The organism is Caminicella sporogenes DSM 14501 (assembly GCF_900142285.1).
GTDB classification, from domain to species: Bacteria; Bacillota; Clostridia; order Peptostreptococcales; family Caminicellaceae; genus Caminicella; species Caminicella sporogenes.
The window spans coordinates 17,131-38,050 of sequence record NZ_FRAJ01000011.1 but is presented as its reverse complement, the minus strand read 5'-3'; the positions used below and the strand labels follow the sequence as shown (position 1 = coordinate 38,050).

At 28.6% G+C, this 20,920-nt stretch carries 21 protein-coding genes and 1 pseudogene; all 22 read right to left on the bottom strand.

What is annotated here, in order from left to right; genetic code table 11:
- Positions 1 to 12: 12 nt before the first annotated feature.
- Positions 13 to 951 carry a transketolase family protein gene (locus BUA90_RS07355; RefSeq protein ID WP_072967147.1) on the bottom strand — a complete coding sequence of 313 codons (939 nt, stop codon included), beginning with the start codon at positions 949 to 951 and terminating at the stop codon, positions 13 to 15.
- The gene (locus BUA90_RS07350; RefSeq protein WP_072967146.1) at positions 951 to 1,775 is read right to left on the bottom strand and encodes a transketolase; all 825 of its coding nucleotides are present in this window, start codon (positions 1,773 to 1,775) and stop codon (positions 951 to 953) included. The genes BUA90_RS07355 and BUA90_RS07350 overlap by 1 nt, the downstream gene beginning before the upstream one ends.
- A gap of 17 nt (positions 1,776 to 1,792) precedes the next feature.
- The gene (locus tag BUA90_RS07345) at positions 1,793 to 2,659 is read right to left on the bottom strand and encodes a YitT family protein (protein WP_072967144.1); all 867 of its coding nucleotides are present in this window, start codon (positions 2,657 to 2,659) and stop codon (positions 1,793 to 1,795) included.
- A 107-nt stretch (positions 2,660 to 2,766) separates the two neighbouring features.
- Positions 2,767 to 3,510 carry a WecB/TagA/CpsF family glycosyltransferase gene (locus BUA90_RS07340; RefSeq protein WP_072967142.1) on the bottom strand — a complete coding sequence of 248 codons (744 nt, stop codon included), beginning with the start codon at positions 3,508 to 3,510 and terminating at the stop codon, positions 2,767 to 2,769.
- Positions 3,511 to 3,534: 24 nt separating this feature from the next.
- Positions 3,535 to 4,623: a polysaccharide pyruvyl transferase CsaB gene (gene csaB / locus BUA90_RS07335; RefSeq protein ID WP_072967140.1), complete on the bottom strand. Its 1,089-nt coding sequence runs from the start codon at positions 4,621 to 4,623 to the stop codon at positions 3,535 to 3,537.
- A 36-nt stretch (positions 4,624 to 4,659) separates the two neighbouring features.
- A complete protein-coding gene (locus BUA90_RS07330; protein WP_072967138.1) occupies positions 4,660 to 5,979 on the bottom strand; it encodes an O-antigen ligase family protein in 1,320 nt (439 codons plus the stop codon).
- A 29-nt stretch (positions 5,980 to 6,008) separates the two neighbouring features.
- Positions 6,009 to 6,539 carry a hypothetical protein gene (locus tag BUA90_RS07325; RefSeq protein ID WP_072967137.1) on the bottom strand — a complete coding sequence of 177 codons (531 nt, stop codon included), beginning with the start codon at positions 6,537 to 6,539 and terminating at the stop codon, positions 6,009 to 6,011.
- Between the two features lie 16 nt (positions 6,540 to 6,555).
- Entirely contained in the window at positions 6,556 to 7,044 is a 489-nt protein-coding gene (locus BUA90_RS07320; protein WP_072967135.1) for a DUF4330 domain-containing protein, read from the bottom strand.
- Between the two features lie 12 nt (positions 7,045 to 7,056).
- A complete protein-coding gene (locus BUA90_RS07315; protein WP_072967133.1) occupies positions 7,057 to 8,184 on the bottom strand; it encodes a glycosyltransferase in 1,128 nt (375 codons plus the stop codon).
- 49 nt (positions 8,185 to 8,233) lie between these two features.
- The gene (locus BUA90_RS07310) at positions 8,234 to 9,343 is read right to left on the bottom strand and encodes a glycosyltransferase (RefSeq protein ID WP_072967131.1); all 1,110 of its coding nucleotides are present in this window, start codon (positions 9,341 to 9,343) and stop codon (positions 8,234 to 8,236) included.
- Between the two features lie 27 nt (positions 9,344 to 9,370).
- Positions 9,371 to 9,532: pseudogene (locus BUA90_RS12825) on the bottom strand (DapH/DapD/GlmU-related protein); the annotation flags it as partial.
- A 366-nt stretch (positions 9,533 to 9,898) separates the two neighbouring features.
- Complete coding sequence (murJ, locus tag BUA90_RS07300; protein ID WP_072967127.1) at positions 9,899 to 11,467, bottom strand: murein biosynthesis integral membrane protein MurJ; 1,569 nt, start codon at positions 11,465 to 11,467, stop codon at positions 9,899 to 9,901.
- Between the two features lie 69 nt (positions 11,468 to 11,536).
- On the bottom strand, positions 11,537 to 12,103 hold the full coding sequence (locus BUA90_RS07295) for a hypothetical protein (protein WP_072967125.1): 567 nt from the start codon (positions 12,101 to 12,103) through the stop codon (positions 11,537 to 11,539).
- Between the two features lie 169 nt (positions 12,104 to 12,272).
- Complete coding sequence (locus BUA90_RS07290; RefSeq protein ID WP_072967123.1) at positions 12,273 to 12,623, bottom strand: type II toxin-antitoxin system PemK/MazF family toxin; 351 nt, start codon at positions 12,621 to 12,623, stop codon at positions 12,273 to 12,275.
- A 1-nt stretch (position 12,624) separates the two neighbouring features.
- A complete protein-coding gene (locus tag BUA90_RS07285; RefSeq protein WP_072967120.1) occupies positions 12,625 to 12,903 on the bottom strand; it encodes a CopG family ribbon-helix-helix protein in 279 nt (92 codons plus the stop codon).
- A gap of 137 nt (positions 12,904 to 13,040) precedes the next feature.
- The gene (alr, locus tag BUA90_RS07280; RefSeq protein WP_072967118.1) at positions 13,041 to 14,210 is read right to left on the bottom strand and encodes an alanine racemase; all 1,170 of its coding nucleotides are present in this window, start codon (positions 14,208 to 14,210) and stop codon (positions 13,041 to 13,043) included.
- Positions 14,211 to 14,228: 18 nt separating this feature from the next.
- Entirely contained in the window at positions 14,229 to 14,858 is a 630-nt protein-coding gene (locus BUA90_RS07275) for a LolA family protein (RefSeq protein WP_072967116.1), read from the bottom strand.
- Positions 14,859 to 14,939: 81 nt separating this feature from the next.
- Positions 14,940 to 16,487 carry a bifunctional ADP-dependent NAD(P)H-hydrate dehydratase/NAD(P)H-hydrate epimerase gene (locus BUA90_RS07270; RefSeq protein ID WP_072967114.1) on the bottom strand — a complete coding sequence of 516 codons (1,548 nt, stop codon included), beginning with the start codon at positions 16,485 to 16,487 and terminating at the stop codon, positions 14,940 to 14,942.
- A gap of 91 nt (positions 16,488 to 16,578) precedes the next feature.
- Positions 16,579 to 16,944 carry a holo-ACP synthase gene (gene acpS / locus BUA90_RS07265; RefSeq protein WP_072967111.1) on the bottom strand — a complete coding sequence of 122 codons (366 nt, stop codon included), beginning with the start codon at positions 16,942 to 16,944 and terminating at the stop codon, positions 16,579 to 16,581.
- Between the two features lie 152 nt (positions 16,945 to 17,096).
- Entirely contained in the window at positions 17,097 to 17,693 is a 597-nt protein-coding gene (locus tag BUA90_RS07260; RefSeq protein ID WP_072967109.1) for a hypothetical protein, read from the bottom strand.
- Between the two features lie 184 nt (positions 17,694 to 17,877).
- Positions 17,878 to 18,423: an anaerobic ribonucleoside-triphosphate reductase activating protein gene (nrdG, locus tag BUA90_RS07255; protein ID WP_072967107.1), complete on the bottom strand. Its 546-nt coding sequence runs from the start codon at positions 18,421 to 18,423 to the stop codon at positions 17,878 to 17,880.
- 18 nt (positions 18,424 to 18,441) lie between these two features.
- Positions 18,442 to 20,805 carry an anaerobic ribonucleoside triphosphate reductase gene (locus tag BUA90_RS07250; protein WP_072967105.1) on the bottom strand — a complete coding sequence of 788 codons (2,364 nt, stop codon included), beginning with the start codon at positions 20,803 to 20,805 and terminating at the stop codon, positions 18,442 to 18,444.
- Between the last annotated feature and the right edge of the window lie 115 nt (positions 20,806 to 20,920).

Sequence of the window (20,920 nt, the reverse complement as noted above, 5' to 3'; positions counted from 1 at the left end):
AAAGTAGTAAAACTACTTTCCTATAAGCTGCTTAGCGTTTTCTATTATATTTTCAGCAGTTAATCCATACTTTTCCATAAGTTCATCTGGTTTACCAGATTCACCAAATGTATCATTTATGCCTATTCGCTTCATTGGTACTGGACAGTTTTCTGCTAAAACTTCTGCAACAGCACTACCTAATCCACCAATTATATTATGTTCTTCTACTGTAATTATTGCTTTAGTTTCATTGGCAGCTTTCACTATTATATCCTTATCTATAGGCTTTATCGTATGTATATCTATCACTCTAGCAGAAATTCCTTCCTCACTAAGTTTTTCACTTGCCTGTAAAGCTTTTGATACCATAATTCCTGTAGCAATAATAGTTATATCACTACCTTCTTTAACTTCTATTCCTTTACCAATTTCAAATTTAAAATTATTTTCATCATAAATTACAGGTACTTTTGCTCTACCTAATCTAACATACACAGGTCCTTTATATTCTGCAATGGCTTTTATAGCAGCTTCAGTAGATACCCCATCAGATGGATTTATAACTACCATATTTGGCAACGCTCTCATACATGCTATATCTTCTAAAGCTTGATGTGTAGCTCCATCTTCACCAACAGTTATACCAGCATGAGTTGCACAAATCTTTACATTTAACTTAGGATAGCATATTGAATTTCTTATTATTTCAAAAGCTCTGCCGGAAGCAAATACTGCAAATGTACTTGCAAATGGAATTTTTCCAGAAGCAGCCAATCCGGCAGCAACTGCCATCATATTTTGTTCTGCAATACCCATATCAAAAAATCTATTTGGAAACTCTCCAGCAAACATATTAGTTTTTGTCGATTTAGACAAGTCAGCATCTAATACAACTATATTTTCATTTTCTCTTCCTGCTTCTAATAGTGCTTTACCATATGCTTCACGAGTTGCAACTGCTTTATTCATTATATTTCACCTCCAAGCTCTTTTAGTGCTTTTTCTCTATCTTCTTTAGTTGGAGCACTTCCATGCCAGCCTACTTTATTTTCCATAAAAGAAACGCCTTTACCCTTTACAGTTTTTGCTATTATCATAGTTGGTTTTCCTTTTACAGATTCAGCTTCATCAAATGCTTTAAATATTTCTTCAAAATTATGTCCATCTATTTCTATAACATGCCAACCAAAGCTTTTCCATTTTTCATCTACAGGTTTAATATTCATAACTTCTTCATTTTTTCCATCAATCTGTAATCCATTATAATCTAATATTGCTGTCAAATTGTCTAATTTATAATGAGCAGCAGCCATTGCTCCTTCCCAAACTATCCCTTCATTTATTTCTCCATCTCCAAGCAATACATAAATTCTATTTTTCTTTCCATCAAGTTTTGAAGCCAAAGCCATACCGATTGAAGCTGAAAAACCTTGTCCTAAAGAACCTGTTGACATTTCTATCCCAGGTGTTCCCTTCATATCTGGATGTCCTTGAAGCATAGAATTTATTTTTCTCAATTTAAAAAGTTCATCTGGTGAAAAATATCCTCTTCTAGCCAATGCTGCATAAAGTACTGGTGCAGCATGTCCTTTTGACAATACAAATCTGTCTCTATCTTCCCAATTAGGATTTTCAGGGTCAATGTTCATTTTTTTAAAGTATAGAGCAGTAATTATATCTGCTGCAGAAAGTGAACCACCCGGATGTCCAGAACCTGCCTCAGCAATCATATTAATAATATCTTTTCTAATTTGCACAGCTATTTTTTCCAATTCTTTATAATCTTGGTTCATTACTTTATACCTCCTTATTATTTGTTTATTTCTGTAAATCCTTCACCAAGTACTTCATGAATAGTTGACACCATTATAAATGCCTTTTTATCTATGTTATGTACTATTTCTTTTAATTTGGAAACTTGAGCTCTATCTACAACACAAAGCAGAACATCTTTTTCTTTGCCTGTATACATTCCCTTACCCTTTAAAGCTGTAACCCCTCTATTTAATTTACTTATTATTTCACTACTTATCTCTTCAGGATAGTCTGTAATTATTTGAAATGCCTTTGCATAATTCAATCCTTCAACTATAAAATCTGCAACCTTTACTATTACATATAAAGCAATTATCGAATATAATGAAGTTTCTATATTTTTATCTACTATTCCAGCTGTTGCTATAATGATAAGGTCTATCATCATCATTAATTTGGCAATACTTAGATTTGGTATATATTTATGCAAAATTGTTCCAGCTAAGTCTGTTCCACCTGTAGTAGCCTTACTCTTAAAAACAAATCCAAGCCCTATGCCCATCAATACTCCACCGTAAATTGAAGCTAAAAGCAAATCCTCAGTAGCATTAATATTTTTTCCTAAAAATATAATTAAAATTCTGATAAAAAATGAAAGAAAAAAAATCCCATATACAGTTTTCATCCCGAAGGCTGCACCTAAAGTTATAATGCCTATTATAAATAATGGAATATTGATAGCTAAATTTGTAACATCTATTGGTATTCCACTTATCTTTTGAATAACTATAGCTAGTCCAGTTACACCCCCGGGTGCAATAGTATTTGGCTCTAAAAATAATACAAGACTTGCAGCCATTAAAAATGTCCCAAATGTAATTCCCATATAATCCATTAATGATGACTTTTTTATCTTTTTCATCTTCCCACCCATTTTTATAAATTTCAAAATACAAAACAAATTATAACACAGTTGTTTTTTTAATAAAACATATTTTTTTGTTATTTTTTTTTAATAAAACTAAAAAATTAGTTTTTAGGTTTAGTAATATCTCTGCTTAATATTACCTTTAACATAAATTTAGGAAGTGATGTCATTCTTTTATATCTCCAAGGCTCTTTCAATAATCTATAAAACCATTCTAATCCTAGTTTTTGATAAATCACTGGTGCCCTCTTTGCTGTTCCAGCCCATATATCAACGCTTCCTCCCACACCTATTGCAACTTTTACATTTAATCTTTTTCTATTTTTATATATCCATTTTTCTTGTCTTGGCGCTCCAAGAGCTACAAATAATACATCTGGATTAGCTTTATTTATTTTCTCTATAATAATTTGTTCTTCCTCACTATTAAAATATCCATGTTCAAACCCTTTTATTTCAATATTTTTAAATCTTTTTTTTATATTTTCACATGCTTTTTGAGCAACACCCGGTTTTCCTCCTAAAATGAATATAGAACCATTTATATCATTACAATATTCTAATATTTTCCTCATAAAATCCACACCTGTTACCCTTTCAGGTATCTCAAGATTATGTATTTTAGAAGCATATATAAGTCCAATTCCATCAGGTATATTCATATTTGAATTTTTAAGAACTTCTAAAAGTTCTTTATCCTTATTTGCCATCATTACTATTTCAGTATTTGGAGTAGTAATTATTGAAAGCTTATCATCTGTCATAAACATTTTAAAGTTATTAAAAGCTTTTTCTAAAGTAACCTTATCTATCGGCACACCAAATATTTCTGCTGTACTTCTCATATACTACACCTGCTTTATTTAAAATTAAATATCAGAAATTATTTTATATAAACATTTTTTATTTGCCTCTGTCTTATTTTTAAGAATCCTCGACCTACTTTTAACTGTTTCTAAATTGTGCTCATAATTTTTAATTAATTTATCAAATTCACTGCAGAGAAAACTTAACTTCAATTCATCTGGAGTTCCTAGATTTTTCTGATTTATCATATTTAAAAAAGATTTTATTTTAGGGTCATATTCTATACCCATCATGGGAATATTTTGTATTGAAGCAAATATTAGAGAATGTAATCTCATTCCTATAAGAATATAACTTACACCAATTATACCTAAAATTTCCTGAGGAGTATATTCTCTCTGAATTATATAAGCATTATTTTTCATTTTTTTAATAATCTTTTTGGAAATTTCAGTATCCTTCTCTATCTGCATTGGAACAAATAGTACAGTATACCCTCTTTCTACTATATAATCTGAAAAGTTTGCCATAACCTTTATAAAATCATTTGAAAAATTCCATGACCTCACAGATATTGCTACTATAGGTCTGTTTCTAGGAATGTTTTCATCAGATAATATAGTATCAATTTTCTCTCTAGGCGATGCCTCTAATATATATGTTGCATCACTCGTCACTTCAATATCAACTTTAATCCCTACATCTTTCATAGTATCTTTAGAATCATAATCTCTCAAAATAATTTTATCAACTTTGTTAACTATATGTTTCACTAAATACTTATTTATAGTTTTATTTACAGGTCCAAATCCATTACTAAAAAAAAGTACTTTTTTCCCAAAACATTTTGCTAAAAATATTAATCCTAAATAATATATAAGTGAACGACTGCTAGTTACATCTTGCAGTAAAGAACCCCCTCCACTTATTACAAGGTCGCTATTTTTTATCGTGGTCAATATTTCTTTTAAATTATTTCTCCTAATTCCCTTGATATTATGGATTTTTTCTGTATATCTAACATTATAAGACAATGCTGATATTTCAATTGGAATATTTAAATCTCTTATAGTTTTAATAATAGAAGATAAAATTGCTTCATCTCCAATATTTTTAAACCCATAATATCCAAATATAAAAACCTTTTTCATCGATTTTTCCTCTCTTCCAAATATTGACACAAAACTTTAGCTGTCAACAGCTTTCTCGTTCCAAGAAGCTACAATAATTCCAATTATAAGCCAAAATGCAAAAACTATTCTGTAATCAAATAAAACGTGTTCAACTAATCCATGAAATAAAAGTCCTGATAGTGCTCCAATTGAAGCGACAGATAATCTTTTAAAGAATTTATCATTAGATTTTAAAATATTTAAAATTCCTATTCCATAAGCTTTTAAAACACTGTATAAAAATGTTAATAATCCTAAAATACCAGTTTCTATTGCAACTTGTAAGTACATATTATGAGCATGTGCAGCTTTTACACCTGCTAGCATATAATTAGGATATGCTTTTATAAATGCTCCATAACCTAGTCCTACTCCACTCAGCCAAAAATCTTTAAACATTTTCAATGCCGCAGACCAAATTAAAAATCTATAAGCATTGGAGCTGTCATGTAAATTTCCTATACTTTTTATTCTATCAATTACTACTTCGGGTAGGAAAAATAAAGATATTATACCTATTAACATACCTATAGGAATTAATCTATTTTCTTCAAAAAGTATTATTATTAAAACAGCTATGGCAAAACCTACCCATCCACCCCTTGAAAATGTTAAAAGAAGACACAATACATTTACAGCTGTAAAAATTCCTACCAGCACTTTTCTTAAAAAGTTTTTACTATCAATAAATAGAACTAACCCCATACTACACGCAATAACTAAATATTCAGCTAAAATATTAGGATTATCCATAGTTGAATATGCTCTAGCCTTTAAATCTGGATTTACTTTCTTATCAACCCAAGACTGATGACCCATATCGCCTATCATATATTGATGTATGCCTATAATTGAAACTAATACTGCTGCAAGCAAAAAACACAAAAGTAAATAATTAAGTTTTTTCTTATCAAAACTTTTAGAAATCATAAATACTGCTAAAATTATCGATATATAATAAAATAATTCTTTAATACTTTGAACTAACGTAATTGAAAATACAGAAGACATTAAAATTGTTAATGAAAATAACAATAATGGCCCATCTATTTTAGTTATCTTTAACTTTTTCTTTTGATATAAAGTTTTAACTAGGAAAGAGCCAAAACTATAAAAAATCAACAATGAAATGTATTTAAAGTTTATAAAAGGCATCATTAATACTGCCAAATATACTCCTATTTCCGACCTTAATGCAATAACAGGTAATACCATCAATGCCAAAAATACCAAAATACTTGCTTTAGTAGGAAGTATATTTAAAGCTATTGCAAAAATCATACTTAAGAAAATTACCATTAAAATACTTTTTTTCCTTTGTAAGATAATGTTCATATTTTCCTCTCCTAGCTAAATATATAAATTTACTTAATATCATTTAAAATTTTATATCCTATTTTAAATGCTTTGCTATTTCTAACTATATTTACAAAATCTATATCTAAAATATAAAGCAAACTCAATATAAAAATTAAAATAATAATATTTTTATTACCTGTCAAAATGAAATTTCCAAATAAAATTTTAATAATTATATTAAATATTAAAGTCAATATCCCAATAAGATATATCATTTTAACTGTTTTTAAACTTTCTTTGGAAAATAATTTTTTAGTATTGTTAATAAAAAAACTATTTTTAAAAACAGATTGGATTGCACTTTTTTTATAAAATAATCTCTGCATCTTTTTTATTAACCATAAATACAATTTATATATGACAGATTCTTTAAAATAGTCAGTATCCTTTTTATTAGATAATATATTAAAAATCTTACTGTTTATTAAACTAAAAAAGAGAAACGATAAAAATTTTGATATTGCTTTTACTATAATACTATTAATATATATGTTTTTTATAAAGCTATATATTCTATATGAAATACTATTATTCATAAGAACAGCCCCTTATTTACTCTGTAATAATTTTTACTGCTCTAGTACTTACTGCATATAGTTTATGCTTTAGGATTATTTTTCCTCCTATTTTTACTTCTTTACTTGCTATAGATATTGCATTGTCGCTAACTATACCTCTACATTTTAAAGTTATATAAACGTCATATTTCCCATCAACTTTTGCATTTACTACTCTACCATCTGAAGTTTCTACTTCTTCATAATGCGGCTTTACTTCTTTGTCTACAATAGTACCAAATAATAAATTACTGTCATATTCTCTCACTACATCTCCTACATTTATAGTATCAACCGTTACCTTCCTAACATCTTCAATCCACAAAGTTACTGTAATATCGGATTCACTTAATGCAACTTTATTATCTAAATAAATAAATTTATAAGCCGCACCACCTATTAATGCAAATATTAAAAGAATTACTAATAAATCAAATAAATTTACTGTTCCAAATAATCTTCCCTTATCATCTACAAATCTCATATTTCTTCCTCCTTAAAATTTACTGCTAATTATACTTTTATATATTTCTATATGTCTTTTAGCCATGATTTCAGTTGAAAAATTATTTTTCACATATTCATATAAATTGTTTCCAAGTCTGCTCCAATCTTCTTTTTCACTAGCTAATTTTAACATAAGATTACTCAACTCTTGACTATCACCCTTTTTAAATAAATAGCCTGTCTTTCCATGAAATATTATATCCTTTATACCTCCAACATCTGAACTGATAGTCGGCTTTTTGAGCTTAGCTCCTTCAAGTATCACATAGGGAAAACTTTCACTATATGATGTAATCGTATTTATATCTATAGCATTAAAAAAATCAAATGGATTATTAATAAATCCTAAAAAGTAAGTTGCTTTTTCAATTCCCAATTCTCTTGCATATTTCTTTAAATTTTCTCTTTCTTCTCCATCTCCTGCTAATAAAAATCTTAAGTTTTTATTTTTTTTGTAAGCTTTTGAAGCTCCTTCTAAAAATATATTTTGTCCTTTTACAGGGTCAAGTCGCCCCATTATTCCAATCCATATCTCATTTCCCGTATTTTTTATTCCATGATTTTTAAAAAATTCATCTCTACTCACATAATTTATTTCTTTATTAAAATCTATTCCATTGTATACTGAAAAAACTTTGTTCTGTGAAAAACCTCTGCTAATTAACATTTCTTTAAAATTATCGGAAACTCCTATATAATAATCCATAAATCTAAGCGAAAATGCATTTATATTCCTAAAAATCACATTTTTTAAATGACTTCCAATAAAATCATCTAATCTGTAATCACTATGTATGGTAGTGATAACTGTTTTTCTTAAAAATAATTTTATAAGCAGAGAAATAAAATTAGCCCTCGCTCCATGACTATGAATAATATCAAATTTTTCACTATTTATAGTGTTTATAAGCTTTTTTACTGCTGAAAAATCCAATCTGCTTTTTTGCTCGTATACTTTTATATTAATGCCTTGTTTTCTAGCTTCTTTTGAAAAATCACCTTCTAAAAAACAGATTAATTCAATATCTATATGTTTTTGTAGTTCTTTAAGTAAATTTATTACATGGGTCTTAGCCCCACCTGTATCTCCACCACTAATTAAATGTAATACTTTCATTTATATCTGCCAATCTAGCAGCTGCCTCCCTTCTTTAATTATATTAACCTTATTTTTCAAAAACAGCTGCAATCATTTGTTTAATTCTCTGTTCCCATGAATTATCTATTGCAAATTTTCTTCTCTTTTCTTCCAAATTTTCATTGTTTTTTTCCATAGCTATCCCTAATTTAGAAATAAATTCTTCGTCAGTATCAGCTACATCAATAATATCATTTAAATCCCTAACTTGTCCAAAATTTGTCGAGACAATAGGATACCCAAAATAACAGTATTGAAATACTTTATTTGAGTTTACAGTCTTTAATCTAGGATACACATCTTCTGATACAAAAGGTATAATTCCCATATCAAGACTTTTAAAGTAATCTCCTATATCTTTTTTATCTTTTTCTCCTAAATAATGAATATTAGATATCCTACATAATTCACCTATTTTTTCTTTTCTATCAGTCGGTCCAATAAGTACAAAATCATAATTCGGATAACTTTTAGCACACTTTTCTATAAGTTCAAAGTTTACCCATTCAAAAAGTCCTCCTATAAATCCACATATAGGTTTTTTATAATCATGTGCTAGTATATTTTTTGCATCCTGAAATCCATCTAAATCGACTCCATTTTCTATCAAAAATACTTTTTTATCTTTTACCTTATTTTTCAACTCACTAGCTGTAACAAATATATAATCTGACTTTTGAATTGTTTCTTCTTCATACTCTAAAAGTTTACTTTTCCACTTTTCATTAGTAGCAAATTGACTAAAATCATCGCTTATATCATAACAAACTATTCCTTTATTCCCCCTACTGCTTATTACAGCTCTAATCCAATAAGGTGATTCAAGAATAATAAAAGGGTCATCAAAAAGTTTAAATATCTTTGTCAACTGTTTAGTTAAAATAATATCGTTCAGTTTATATATATAAGATATTTTTCCTTTTAAATATGGAAGTGCTGGCAAACTCATAATAGTAATTTCTTTATCTTTTTTTACTTTAGGCTTAAAACTTAATCGAAATGTTTCGTGTACATTTTCTTTTTGTATATATATAACTTTAAATCCTGCTTTTTGAAAATATTTTGCAAGCATATGCGACCTATGTAGCAATTTACTTTCCCAATTCAATAGGGAAAATATAACAACCTCTTTTTTCATATTCTACTTCCCCTCAAGGTATTTTCCTTATTTTCTAAATTTTATTATTTTTGCAGGGTTACCGCCTACTACTGCATAAGGTGGTACATCTTTAGTTACAACTGCTCCTGCTGCAATAACAGAACCCTTTCCTATTTTAACTCCAGGTAAAATAATTGCCCTAGCTCCTATCCAAACATCATCTTCTATTTCTACCAATTCTTTAGGAGTATCCCCTTGAAATATCATTGGAATATTTACATCATCTATTTTATGATTTGATGTATATATCATAACTTCTGGTCCCATCATAACATTTTTTCCTATTTTTAGAGGACCTGAAACTCTACAGTTTATCCCAAGTCCTGAATTTTCACCTATTTCAATATCAAAACCTCTACCAAAAAAAACTCCATGTTCTATGTTAACATTTTTACCAGTTTTATTAAATACTTTCTTGCATAAAACATACCTTATTTTCTTTGCTCCAAAGGAATATGGACTTTGTGAAGCTGGCAGGTGTCTTCCTATTAAATAATAAAGAATGAGACATATGTTTTTTATGATATTCATAATTCACCTCTTGTCTTTCTTTAAAAAAATCATAACATAATTATCTATTAAATACTTCGTTTCATTTATTCTTAAAAAAATAGTCATTAAAATGTATGTAAAAATTCCAACAAACACAGAAGTAATTAGAGATATTCCTTTATTAATCAAAATAGAAGTTCCATTTAATCTAAAAATTAAAATATTATATGAAAAAGAAACCATTAAACTCATTATTAATACACTTATCAAAACTTTAAATATTTGTTTTATTATATCTTTGTTGTCAAACTTTCCAACCTTTTTCATCAAACTAATATATAGCATTATACCATTTGAAACTGTTGCTATAGAAGTAGCTAATGCTAATCCACCTAAATCCATTATTCTAACTAAAATTATATTTAATACAATATTTATACCAACACTTATCATTCCAAATTTCATTGGAGTTTTAGTATCTTTCAATGCAAAAAAACTTTTGTTAAAAATTTCTTGAAGTCCAAAACCTATCATACCTATAGAATAATAAATTAAGGCTGTTTTAGTCAAAATAACAGCTCTTTCATCAAAAGCTCCTCTTCTAAAAGCTATTTCTACTATAGGTCTGCTAAGAACTATGAGTCCAGCAGCCATAGGAATAAGAATAAAAAATAAAACTTTTATTGTAGAATTTATTTCTCTTTTAAATTTATCATAACTCTGTAAACTACTGCTTTGTGCAAATTTTGGAAATAAAACCGTACTTATACCATATATGGTTGTTGTAGCTATTGAAGAATAAATCATATAAGCATAATTTAATGCAGCAACTTTTCCGTCAGACAGTGTAGATGCCAAACTTGAATCAACTAAAATATTTACAGTATAAACTGTCGTAGCTAATAGTGTAGGCAGTATCAGTTTAAAAAAACTTTTAACATCTTCGTCATTAAAATCAAAAATGATTTTTAATTTAAAACCTTTCTTTAAAAGATATGGTACTTGTATTAAAAATTGCATTATCCATCCTATTAAAGTTGCTACTGCAAGTCCTTTTATTCCGTATTTAGAAGAAAAAAATATCAAATAGCAAATTATAATTATATTAAATGGTATACTCAATATCGAAGTAATGGAAAACTTTCCAAACGATTGTAAAATAGATACAAACACATAAGTAATAAATATACAGCCCAAAATTGGAAACATTATCTTTATCAAAGATACTGTAAGGTTATACTTGTAGCCTTCAAAACCTATAGCTATATACCTAGTATAATAAGGTGATAATAAAATGCCAAATGTAATTAATAATAAAGCTATTCCTATTAAAATAGTAAAAATTTTATTTGCAAACTGATATGCTCTTTCTTTATCACCTTTAGATATATATTTGACTATTATTGGAATCATAGTAGCAGTTATAGCACTTCCTATACTCATAAATACCAACGCAGTTACTTTGTAAGCTAAATAATATGAATCGGCTTCAAGAGTTGTTCCAAATCTGCTTCCTATTAATATTTCTCTTATTGAACCAAATAATTTCGATATTATGGTAAGACCTATTACTAATATAACTGTATTTATAGTACTCTGTCTTTTTACCATTTCATCCTCCAATTTCTTTTTATAATACACTTAAACAAAAGCGACTAAAGCCGCTTTTGTTTAAACTTTCTATTCTATTATATAATAGCTTCCCTTTACCATAAAAATTGCATCTGTTTTGGCCTCTGCTCCTCTACCATCATCACGTGGTACTATTAAAAGGTGATTAGAAGGTACTCTTTCTCCATATTTTAAATCTTTCCCCATAGTTACATCAGCTAACCCTCCGTACTGACTGTCAATAACAGTAGCTTGCCCAGCTCTTAAAATCAATTCAGTACTTGCACCTAATATAATTTTTTTATTTGCTGGTACTGTAACTATTTCATATGTACTTGAAATAGAAGACGAAATATTTATATCTTTATTATTATTGCTACTATTTCCCATATCTTTACTGATTTTCTGTATTTGATTATTTATTTCAACTATAGAATCATTTATCTTTTTTATGCTTTCATCTATGTAATATTTCAATTGATTATTTCTCATTTCAACATATCCTTGAGTAACTATAGGGTCTTCTTCTGAACCCGGCTCTGAATCCACAGCTTTACTTATGTATGGAAATGATATTAATGCTGCTATACCCAATGCAAAAGCTATAATTTTTCTATTCATAGATTTTCTTATCACAAGCTTACCCCCTTAGAATATTTTATCTTTATTAAGTATATCATAGATTTTTATAGATGTGATTATAAACTTTACATTATTAATTTTTTACATTATTTAAAAACTATTTTATAACAAAAAACAAAACCCCCAATTTCGAGGGTTATTCATTTTATTCTTATTTATTTCATTATATATCAACAAGTCCAAGACTTATCATCAATGCTTCATTAACTTTTTTCATTATATCTTCATCAAGCCTACAAATTTTCTCAATAAATCTTCTCTTATCTATAGTTCTAACTTGTTCTAAAAGAATAACAGAATCTTTTGGTAGTCCATTTTTCAATCCATTTAGTTCTACATGCGTTGGTAATTTAGCCTTATTAATCTGCGAAGTAATTGCTGCAATTATAACAGTTGGACTATATTTATTTCCTATATCATTTTGTATAACTAATACAGGTCGTACACCACCTTGTTCCGAGCCAATTACAGGACTCAAATCTGCATAAAAAACGTCTCCTCTTTTAATTAACAATCTACTCACACTCCGCAGCCAATTGTGCCTCATATCTTTTAAGACAGTCCATATCTATATCCATACCCATTTCAGCATATACTAAATTTATTGATGCCATTTCTTGATAACCTATTTTCATTGCTTCTCTTATATCCATCTTTTTCCTCTCCCTTAAGTACAATTTCATGGCCTCTCTTATAAACTCACTTCTATTTTTATTTTCTAATTTTACTATGTAATCAACTTCTTGAAGTAAAGAATCAGGAACACATACCATTATTCTTCTAGATTCGGCCATAATGCACCTCCGGGAAAGTTTCCTTAAAATAAATATAATACTCCATATTAATTATATAATGACATGTACATTATATATTATTAATATAAGTGTGTCAATATAACTCTCTTTTTATACGTCTATATGATTTTTTATTCTTATAAGTTCAAAACATAGTCTACTTTTTTTGCTATCTTTTTATCTTTAATATATACTCTTGGTACTCTTTTACTAATCATGCAAACTACTTCATAATTAATAGTACCTAATTTTTTAGCTATATCATCTACAGAAATAGAATCTCCACCATCACTTCCAAATATTATTATTTCATCTCCAACTTTTACATCTAAACCTGTAACATCAATCATACATTGATCCATGCAAATTCTACCAACTACAGGAACTTTATTTCCTTTAACTAAAACTTGTGCCTTACCTGTTAACATCCTAGTAAATCCATCAGCATAACCTATAGGCAGTGTAGCTATTCTAGATTCTTTATCAGTCTTATATATAAGTCCATAACTTATTCCAATTCCCGCTTTGACATCTTTTACATGAGCTACTCTTGTCTTTAAAGACATAACTGGCTTTAAGTTTACTCTTTTCTTATTTACTTCATTAGAAGGATATAATCCATAAAGCATTATTCCTGCTCTAACCATATCATAATTTAATTCTGGTAAATCTATTATTGCAGCACTATTAGAAACATGTTTAATTGGTATCTTAATACCTTCTTTTTCCAATTCATCTACAACATAATTAAATTTTTTGACTTGTTCATAAGTAAATTCTTTATCTTCTTCATCTGCAACTGCAAAATGTGTAAATATACCCTCTATAAAAATATTTGGAAGATTAACTATCTTTTTTATCTCCTCTATAGATTTTTCACTTGGCTGAAAACCTAATCTGTTCATACCTGTATCTATCTTTACATGCAACATTACAGTTTTTCCTAATTCCTTTGCTTTATCAGAAAAAAACTTAGCTTGTTTATATGAATAAATCGTTTGAATTATATTAAATCTTATTACATCTTCTGCACTTTCATTTGGAGTATAACCTAATATTAAAATTGGTACATCTTTATATTTTTTTCTAAGCTGTATAGCTTCTGAAAGCGTTGCTACTGCAAATCTGTCTGCTCCATTTTCAAGAAGAGTTTGCCCTATATAAGATGCTCCATGTCCATAAGCATCTGCTTTTAAAACAGCAGTTACTAAAACACCCGGTTTTATAATTTTTTTTACTTCCCTAATATTATGGGCTAAATTATCTAAATTTACCTCCACCCATACCGGTCTTAACTCCTTTATCATTTTAAAATACTCCCCCTATCAATTTTTAATGTGAATTTTAAATACATCGTCTTCAATTTTCTGATTATATTCAAAATTTCGATATTTGATATCTACTCTTATTTTACCATTAATATCTAAAATTTGAAGACGATATGGGTAATATTTTTTTATTTCAAACCATAATTTTTCTCTGTTAAAGTATGGGTGTTCACCGGGTATTTCAGTCTCAAATAGTAAATAGTCAATTTTTTTAATAGTTTGTTTTTTGATTTTTCCATTTTCATTATTCAGATAATTATGTATAAAATATCCTAAAAACATTTTTTGCTCTACTGTATTTTTATAATTTTCCATAATCCAACCTTGCCCTATTTTCGGATGTCTTATTAAAACTTTATTTCCATTATATATAGTTGTTTTACCTCTTAATTCTTCAGGCTTTTCTATATCTATCCTATATTTATCAGGTGCCTTATACCACTGCTTTACAATATATGTTTCAGGCTCTTTATTACCATAAATTGTTATATAAGCAGTACAGGTATAACTATCTAAACCCGTAATAAATTTTTGTACATCATAAAATAACTGTTCATCACTTTTTTCCCTACATCCAACTAAAATTAAAATTATAAAAATACTAATTAAAAAAATCTTATATTTCAAATTCATCTCCCCCTGTAAAATCATAGATAAATTCTATCTAATAATTAATTTTACGTGGGGATTTTTTAAATATTCTTTATTTTATCTGCCAATCACATCTTTAATAGTATATGGGAGCTTTTCAATAATATCTCCTGCAACTAATCCATATTCTCCTTTTTTCTCTGCAACTCTATCACCTGTCAACCCATGTATATATACAGAAATAATAGCTGCTTTTAGAGGCTCTATTCCTTGTGCTATAAATCCTGTAATTATCCCCGTTAAAACATCACCGCAACCTGCTGTAGCCATTCCCGGATTTCCATTTACATTAATAAATACTTCTCCTTTTGGCGAAGCTATAATAGTCCTTGCACTTTTTAACACAGTTATTACATTCCACTTTTGTGCAAAATTCTTTGCAACTTCTATAGGATTTCTTTTGATTTCTTCTATGCTCAATCCAGTTAGTCTAGACATTTCTCCTAAATGTGGTGTTATGACTATTTCTGATTTTTTCTTACTAAGCCATTCAACATTCTTTGATAAAACATTAAGTCCATCAGCATCAATAACCATAGGTTTATCAACTTCTCCAATAATGCGTTTAAGTATTTCTGATAGTTCTGAAGTATTCCCACAGCCCGGTCCTATAGTCAATACATCTGCATCTTTTGTTCCTTCTAATATTTCTCTAATATTATTAATTCCTATAACACCTTTTCTAATTTCCCCAAGTGGAACAGTTATAGCTTCTGGTACATTAGTTTTTATTATAAAATTCAAGCTTTCAGCTATATATAATCTCAAAAGACCTAATCCACTTCTTAAAGCAGATTTACATGTAAGTATTGCCGCACCTGTCATTCCAAAAGAACCAGCTATTACATTTGCCTTTCCATAACTTCCCTTATGACTATCCTTTTTTCTTATAGGAATACTGTCTTTAACTATTTCTTCAGTAATAATATTAAATTTTAAATTCATCAAATCTACAACTTCCCTGGGTATTCCTATATCTTTTAATATAAGTTCTCCACAATATTCAGCTCCGGGATAAAGTATATTTCCACACTTTTTGAGCCCAAATGTAATTGTCTTATCTGCTTTTACAGCTAAACTACAAACTTGTCCATTATCTCCACAAATTCCAGATGGAACATCTACAGAAAAAATGTACTTACTATATTTATTCATATACTTAATTACTTCACTAGCAATTCCCTTAACTTCACTAGATAATCCTGTTCCAAATAATGCATCTATCACTACTGTGCTGCTTAAAATTCCTTCTTTAAGTTTTAAAAGGTCTTTTTCATCAAGTATATTAGTTATATTTATGTTAAGATTTTGTATTATTTTAAAATTAATTAATGCATCTTTAGAAATATCTCTGCTATCTCCTACAATGAATACTTTTACATTATATCCTTTATTATATAAATGTCTTGCTATTACAAATCCATCCCCCCCATTGTTTCCTCTACCACATATAATAGTAAAATTAGAGTCTCTTTTAAAATCTTTTATTATTTCTTCAACTACACCCAATCCGGCATTTTCCATTAAAATTATCCCCGGTATTCCATACTTTTCTATTGTTGTTTTATCAATTTTCCTCATTTCTTCATTTAATACGACTTTCATTTTTAAACCCCACCTTTATTTTTATGCTTTTTTATATCTGATTAATTATAAATTTTATATTATAATTTAACAGCTAAACTTTTAATTTAACTTATATACCTATCGCCTGAGATACTGCATATTCTCTGCTGTGAGAAATTGAAACTAATATTTTCTGTATTCCATTTGCATGTGCTATTTCTTTAGCTTTTCCATACAAAATTACTTCAGGTTTTCCTAGCTTATTTCTAATTATTTCTATATCTATCCATCTAAACCCTCTTATACCAGTTCCTAAAGCTTTTGCAACAGCTTCCTTTGCAGCAAAACTTCCTGCTATAGTATTGATATTATAGTTAATCTTTTTGAAATATTCGATTTCTCTATCTGTAAATATTTTTTCCAAAAATCTCTCTTTTTTAACTGCATTATATATTCTATTTATTTCTATAATGTCTATTCCTATTCCATTAATCATAACTTCACCTATCCTTTTTTTATAATTTTATAATTCTAAAACCAATTTTACTGAATTTTTTACTTTATTTGAGTATAAAATTTTATTCAGTTAATGGTCAATAGCTTATAAATATCAGCAAAAAACTAAAGACACATGATTTCATGTGTCTGTTATAAATACTTTCTATCTAATCTGTCAATTTCTTCATGTCCAAGTGTTCCATGCAGGTATAAATATAAGTTATTAATCTTCTTTTCTTTTGTAAATTTTTCTTCCCACATATTACCTAAAAGTTTTCTTATTCTTTGTATCTCCTCATTTAAATACTCTAATCTTTCTCTTCCTTCTCTTATATAATCATAGGAAATTATAACTGTTTCTTTTAGCAACTCAAAATTAGTCTTATCAATTTCCTTAGGCAAAGTTTCTAATCGAAATTGAATTTCATCTATAAAATCATTTATTTCTAATATTTTATTTTTAGCTTCTTCAAGCTGCATTAGTGCCCTTTCATTATTTTTAGAATTTGCTTCATCAGAAAGTTTTAAAATCAAATCCATATATGCCTTTTTTTGTTTTTTATACTCTTTTAGTTTGATCTTACATTCTCTTTCTTCTTCTAATAATTTTTCTAGCTTATTTACTAGTTTTTTCATATTTCTAGTCAAAATATCACTAAATAAAGTTTTCCATTCTTTATCCTTTATAAGTACAGGTATTTTATTTTTTTTCAAAATACTTTCGTCAAGCTTTATATCTTTTGCCATAGACATTACCTCTCTATTACTATCGACTTATGATTGCAAAATTAATACTTTCAAAACTTATCTTATTCAAACCCATTATAATTTTTCCTCTATGTATTAATTTCGGCTAACTACATCTCTTTCTTTAACTTTACATAAGAAAACCCCTTGATAGAAAATTTTATTCTCTATCAAGGAGCTTTTTTTATCTTGCTATGGCAGCTTCTGGAATTTCGTAATATTCCTCTTTAAGCAAAGGCTTCTTATATTTTAAAGATTTTGGTACATCTAAAATCCTCTGATTTTCCGAACCTCTAAATTTTAAAAGCAGATTTTTCTTTTCAAGTATAAACGGTCCATCTATAAGAACATCTATATATTGTAAAAATTCTATCCAACCCTCTTTATACCTTTTTCCATTTTTATTGATGAGTTCTTCAAATGTATATCCAGTATAACACCATATATCTAATCCAAGCTGTCTTGCTGCTTTTGCTATCTCTAAACACTCAATAGGCTGTTCAAAAGGCTCTCCACCAGAAAAAGTTATACCTCTATGAAGTTTTAAATCTTTTATTTCCTTTATTACGTCATTAATATCCATTAAAAATCCACCATTAAAATCGTGAGTTGAAGGATTATGACAGCCCTTGCAATTATGTTTACATCCCTGAGTCCATATAACCGCTCTAAGCCCAGGACCATCAACTATACTATCTCTTGTAATTACATGGGATAGTCTTATAAACATAAAATCACCTTCCCATATTTAAAAACTATGTTTCGTTCTATCTTTTACCTCCGCAAGTTTCGCATCATTAAATCTGTCTATCGTTCCAACTAAATATCCTGTTATTCTTCTAATTCTCTCAAATTTCACTCCATCATCTTCAGTTCTGCCACATCCTGGACATCTATCACCGATAACACCGTTATATCCACAAACCGGGTCTCTATCCACAGGATGATTTATACTTCCATATCCGATACCAGCTTCATGCATAGCTCTAACAATCGTTTCAAAAGCTTCTAAATTATCAGAAGGATTTCCGTCAAGTTCTATATATGTAATATGCCCAGCATTTGTAAGTTCATGGTAAGGTGCTTCTAATCTTATTTTGTCAAAAGCACTTATTTTATAATAAACAGGTATGTGGAAGGAATTTGTATAATAATCTCTATCAGTTACACCTTCTATTTCTCCAAATATCTTCTTATCTATTCTAGTAAATCTTCCTGATAATCCTTCTGCTGGAGTTGCAATAAGAGAAAAGTTAAGTTTATACTTTTCTGCTGTTTTATCTAATTTTTCTCTCATAAATCTAATTATTTTAAGCCCTAACTCTTGAGCCTCATCACTTTCACCATGATGTTTACCTATCAAAGCTTTTAAACATTCAGCAAGACCTATAAAACCGACAGTTAGTGTACCATGTTTAACTACTTCAGTTAACCTATCTTCCCAATCTAATTTGTCTGAATCAATCCATACTCCCTGCCCCATTAAAAACGGAAAGTTTTTAACTTTCTTGCTCTGCTGTACTTGAAGTCTTTCCATTAACTGGTCTATAACTAAATCTACTTTTTCATCAAGTTCTTTGAAAAATCCTTCTAAATCAGCAGTTCCTTTTGTTACTTGTCCATGTTTTATTCCCAATCTCGGTAAGTTAATAGATGTAAACGAAATATTTCCTCTACCCGTAACTATCTCTCTAGTTTTGTCATATACATTGCCTATTACTCTAGTTCTACATCCCATATAAACAGCTTCTGTTTCTGGACGTCCCGGTATATAATATTTTGCATTAAATGGAGCATCTAAAAATCCAAAGTTAGGAAATAATCTTTTAGCTGATACTCTACAAGATAATTTAAATAAATCATAGTTTGGGTCTTCAGCATTATAATTTACTCCCTCTTTAACTTTGAATATGAGTATTGGGAATATTGGAGTTTCTCCATTTCCAAGCCCTGCTTCAGTAGCAAGAAGTAAATTTCTTGAAACCATTCTTCCTTCTTCAGATGTATCTGTACCAAAATTAATACTACTAAATGGAACTTGTGCTCCTGCTCTTGAATGCATTGTATTTAAATTGTGTATAAAAGCTTCCATAGCTTGATAAGTTCTTCTATCTGTTTCCTTATATGCATGTTTTGTAACAAAATTATGTACTTTAAATGCTTCTTTCTCATCTATATTAAATTTTTCTTTTAATAATTCTATCTCAGCTTCTACATATGCATCATTTTCTTTTAATCTTAACTCTGCTTTGCTCTTTTCTTCACAAGTTTTTATTATTTCCTCAGCTAATTTTACCGCTTCATCATATTCCAAATCAAAATTTAGCATAAGTGCTTTAGATAAATTTTCTTTATAAAGTCTTTTATAAGTTTTTTTCACACCTGGAGCTAATCCATAATCAAAAGTAGGTATACTTTGTCCACCATGTTGGTCATTTTGATTAGATTGTATTGCTATTGCAGCTAATGCAGCATAACTCATTATATCTTGAGGTTCTCTTAAAAAGCCATGACCTGTAGAAAATCCACCTTTAAAAAGTTTTAATATATCTATCTGTGTACATGTCAAAGTTCCCATATTGAAAAAATCTAAGTCATGTATATGTATGTCTCCATTGTCATGAGCAAAAGCATGTTCAGGTTTTAATATATGAGTTTTACAAAATTCTTTAGAAACTGCACTTCCATACTGAAGCATTGTTCCCATTGCAGTATTTCCATCTATATTGGCATTTTCTCTCTTTGTATCACTTTCTGTTGCATCTTTTAGTGTAATATTTTCTATGGTCTTCATAAGACGAGTTTTACTTTCCCTTATTCTCGTTCTCTCTGCTCTATAGAGTATATATTCTTGACTTGTCTTTGCATGTCCTTTTTCGATAAGCACTTTTACTACTGCATCCTGTACTTGTTCAACTGTCGGTATTTCATCTGCATACTTCTTATTTAAAAGAGCTACAACATCCATAGTTAACTTTTCCGCTATTTCATAAGATGCTTCAATTCCTTCCTTATCTGCAACCGATTTTGCAGCTTTAAAAATGGCAGCTGTAATTTTTTCAGGAATAAAATTAATTATTCTTCCATCCCGCTTCTTAATATACTCAATCATTAAACTTCTTCCTTTCTCTATATTTTGTATGTTTTACATCTCTATATACTATATATAGATGCGAAGGTAACAAAAAATACCCTTACAGAGCAAAAAGGGTTAAAAAATTATTCGA

Coding starts and splice junctions, on each gene's coding strand:
- BUA90_RS07355 (WP_072967147.1), bottom strand. CDS start 951: ATGAATAAAGCAGTTGCAACTCGTGAAGCATATGGTAAAGCACTATTA.
- BUA90_RS07350 (WP_072967146.1), bottom strand. CDS start 1,775: ATGAACCAAGATTATAAAGAATTGGAAAAAATAGCTGTGCAAATTAGA.
- BUA90_RS07345 (WP_072967144.1), bottom strand. CDS start 2,659: ATGAAAAAGATAAAAAAGTCATCATTAATGGATTATATGGGAATTACA.
- BUA90_RS07340 (WP_072967142.1), bottom strand. CDS start 3,510: ATGAGAAGTACAGCAGAAATATTTGGTGTGCCGATAGATAAGGTTACT.
- csaB (WP_072967140.1), bottom strand. CDS start 4,623: ATGAAAAAGGTTTTTATATTTGGATATTATGGGTTTAAAAATATTGGA.
- BUA90_RS07330 (WP_072967138.1), bottom strand. CDS start 5,979: ATGAACATTATCTTACAAAGGAAAAAAAGTATTTTAATGGTAATTTTC.
- BUA90_RS07325 (WP_072967137.1), bottom strand. CDS start 6,539: ATGAATAATAGTATTTCATATAGAATATATAGCTTTATAAAAAACATA.
- BUA90_RS07320 (WP_072967135.1), bottom strand. CDS start 7,044: ATGAGATTTGTAGATGATAAGGGAAGATTATTTGGAACAGTAAATTTA.
- BUA90_RS07315 (WP_072967133.1), bottom strand. CDS start 8,184: ATGAAAGTATTACATTTAATTAGTGGTGGAGATACAGGTGGGGCTAAG.
- BUA90_RS07310 (WP_072967131.1), bottom strand. CDS start 9,343: ATGAAAAAAGAGGTTGTTATATTTTCCCTATTGAATTGGGAAAGTAAA.
- murJ (WP_072967127.1), bottom strand. CDS start 11,467: ATGGTAAAAAGACAGAGTACTATAAATACAGTTATATTAGTAATAGGT.
- BUA90_RS07285 (WP_072967120.1), bottom strand. CDS start 12,903: ATGGCCGAATCTAGAAGAATAATGGTATGTGTTCCTGATTCTTTACTT.
- alr (WP_072967118.1), bottom strand. CDS start 14,210: ATGATAAAGGAGTTAAGACCGGTATGGGTGGAGGTAAATTTAGATAAT.
- BUA90_RS07270 (WP_072967114.1), bottom strand. CDS start 16,487: ATGAAAGTCGTATTAAATGAAGAAATGAGGAAAATTGATAAAACAACA.
- acpS (WP_072967111.1), bottom strand. CDS start 16,944: ATGATTAATGGAATAGGAATAGACATTATAGAAATAAATAGAATATAT.
- BUA90_RS07260 (WP_072967109.1), bottom strand. CDS start 17,693: ATGGCAAAAGATATAAAGCTTGACGAAAGTATTTTGAAAAAAAATAAA.
- nrdG (WP_072967107.1), bottom strand. CDS start 18,423: ATGTTTATAAGACTATCCCATGTAATTACAAGAGATAGTATAGTTGAT.
- BUA90_RS07250 (WP_072967105.1), bottom strand. CDS start 20,805: ATGATTGAGTATATTAAGAAGCGGGATGGAAGAATAATTAATTTTATT.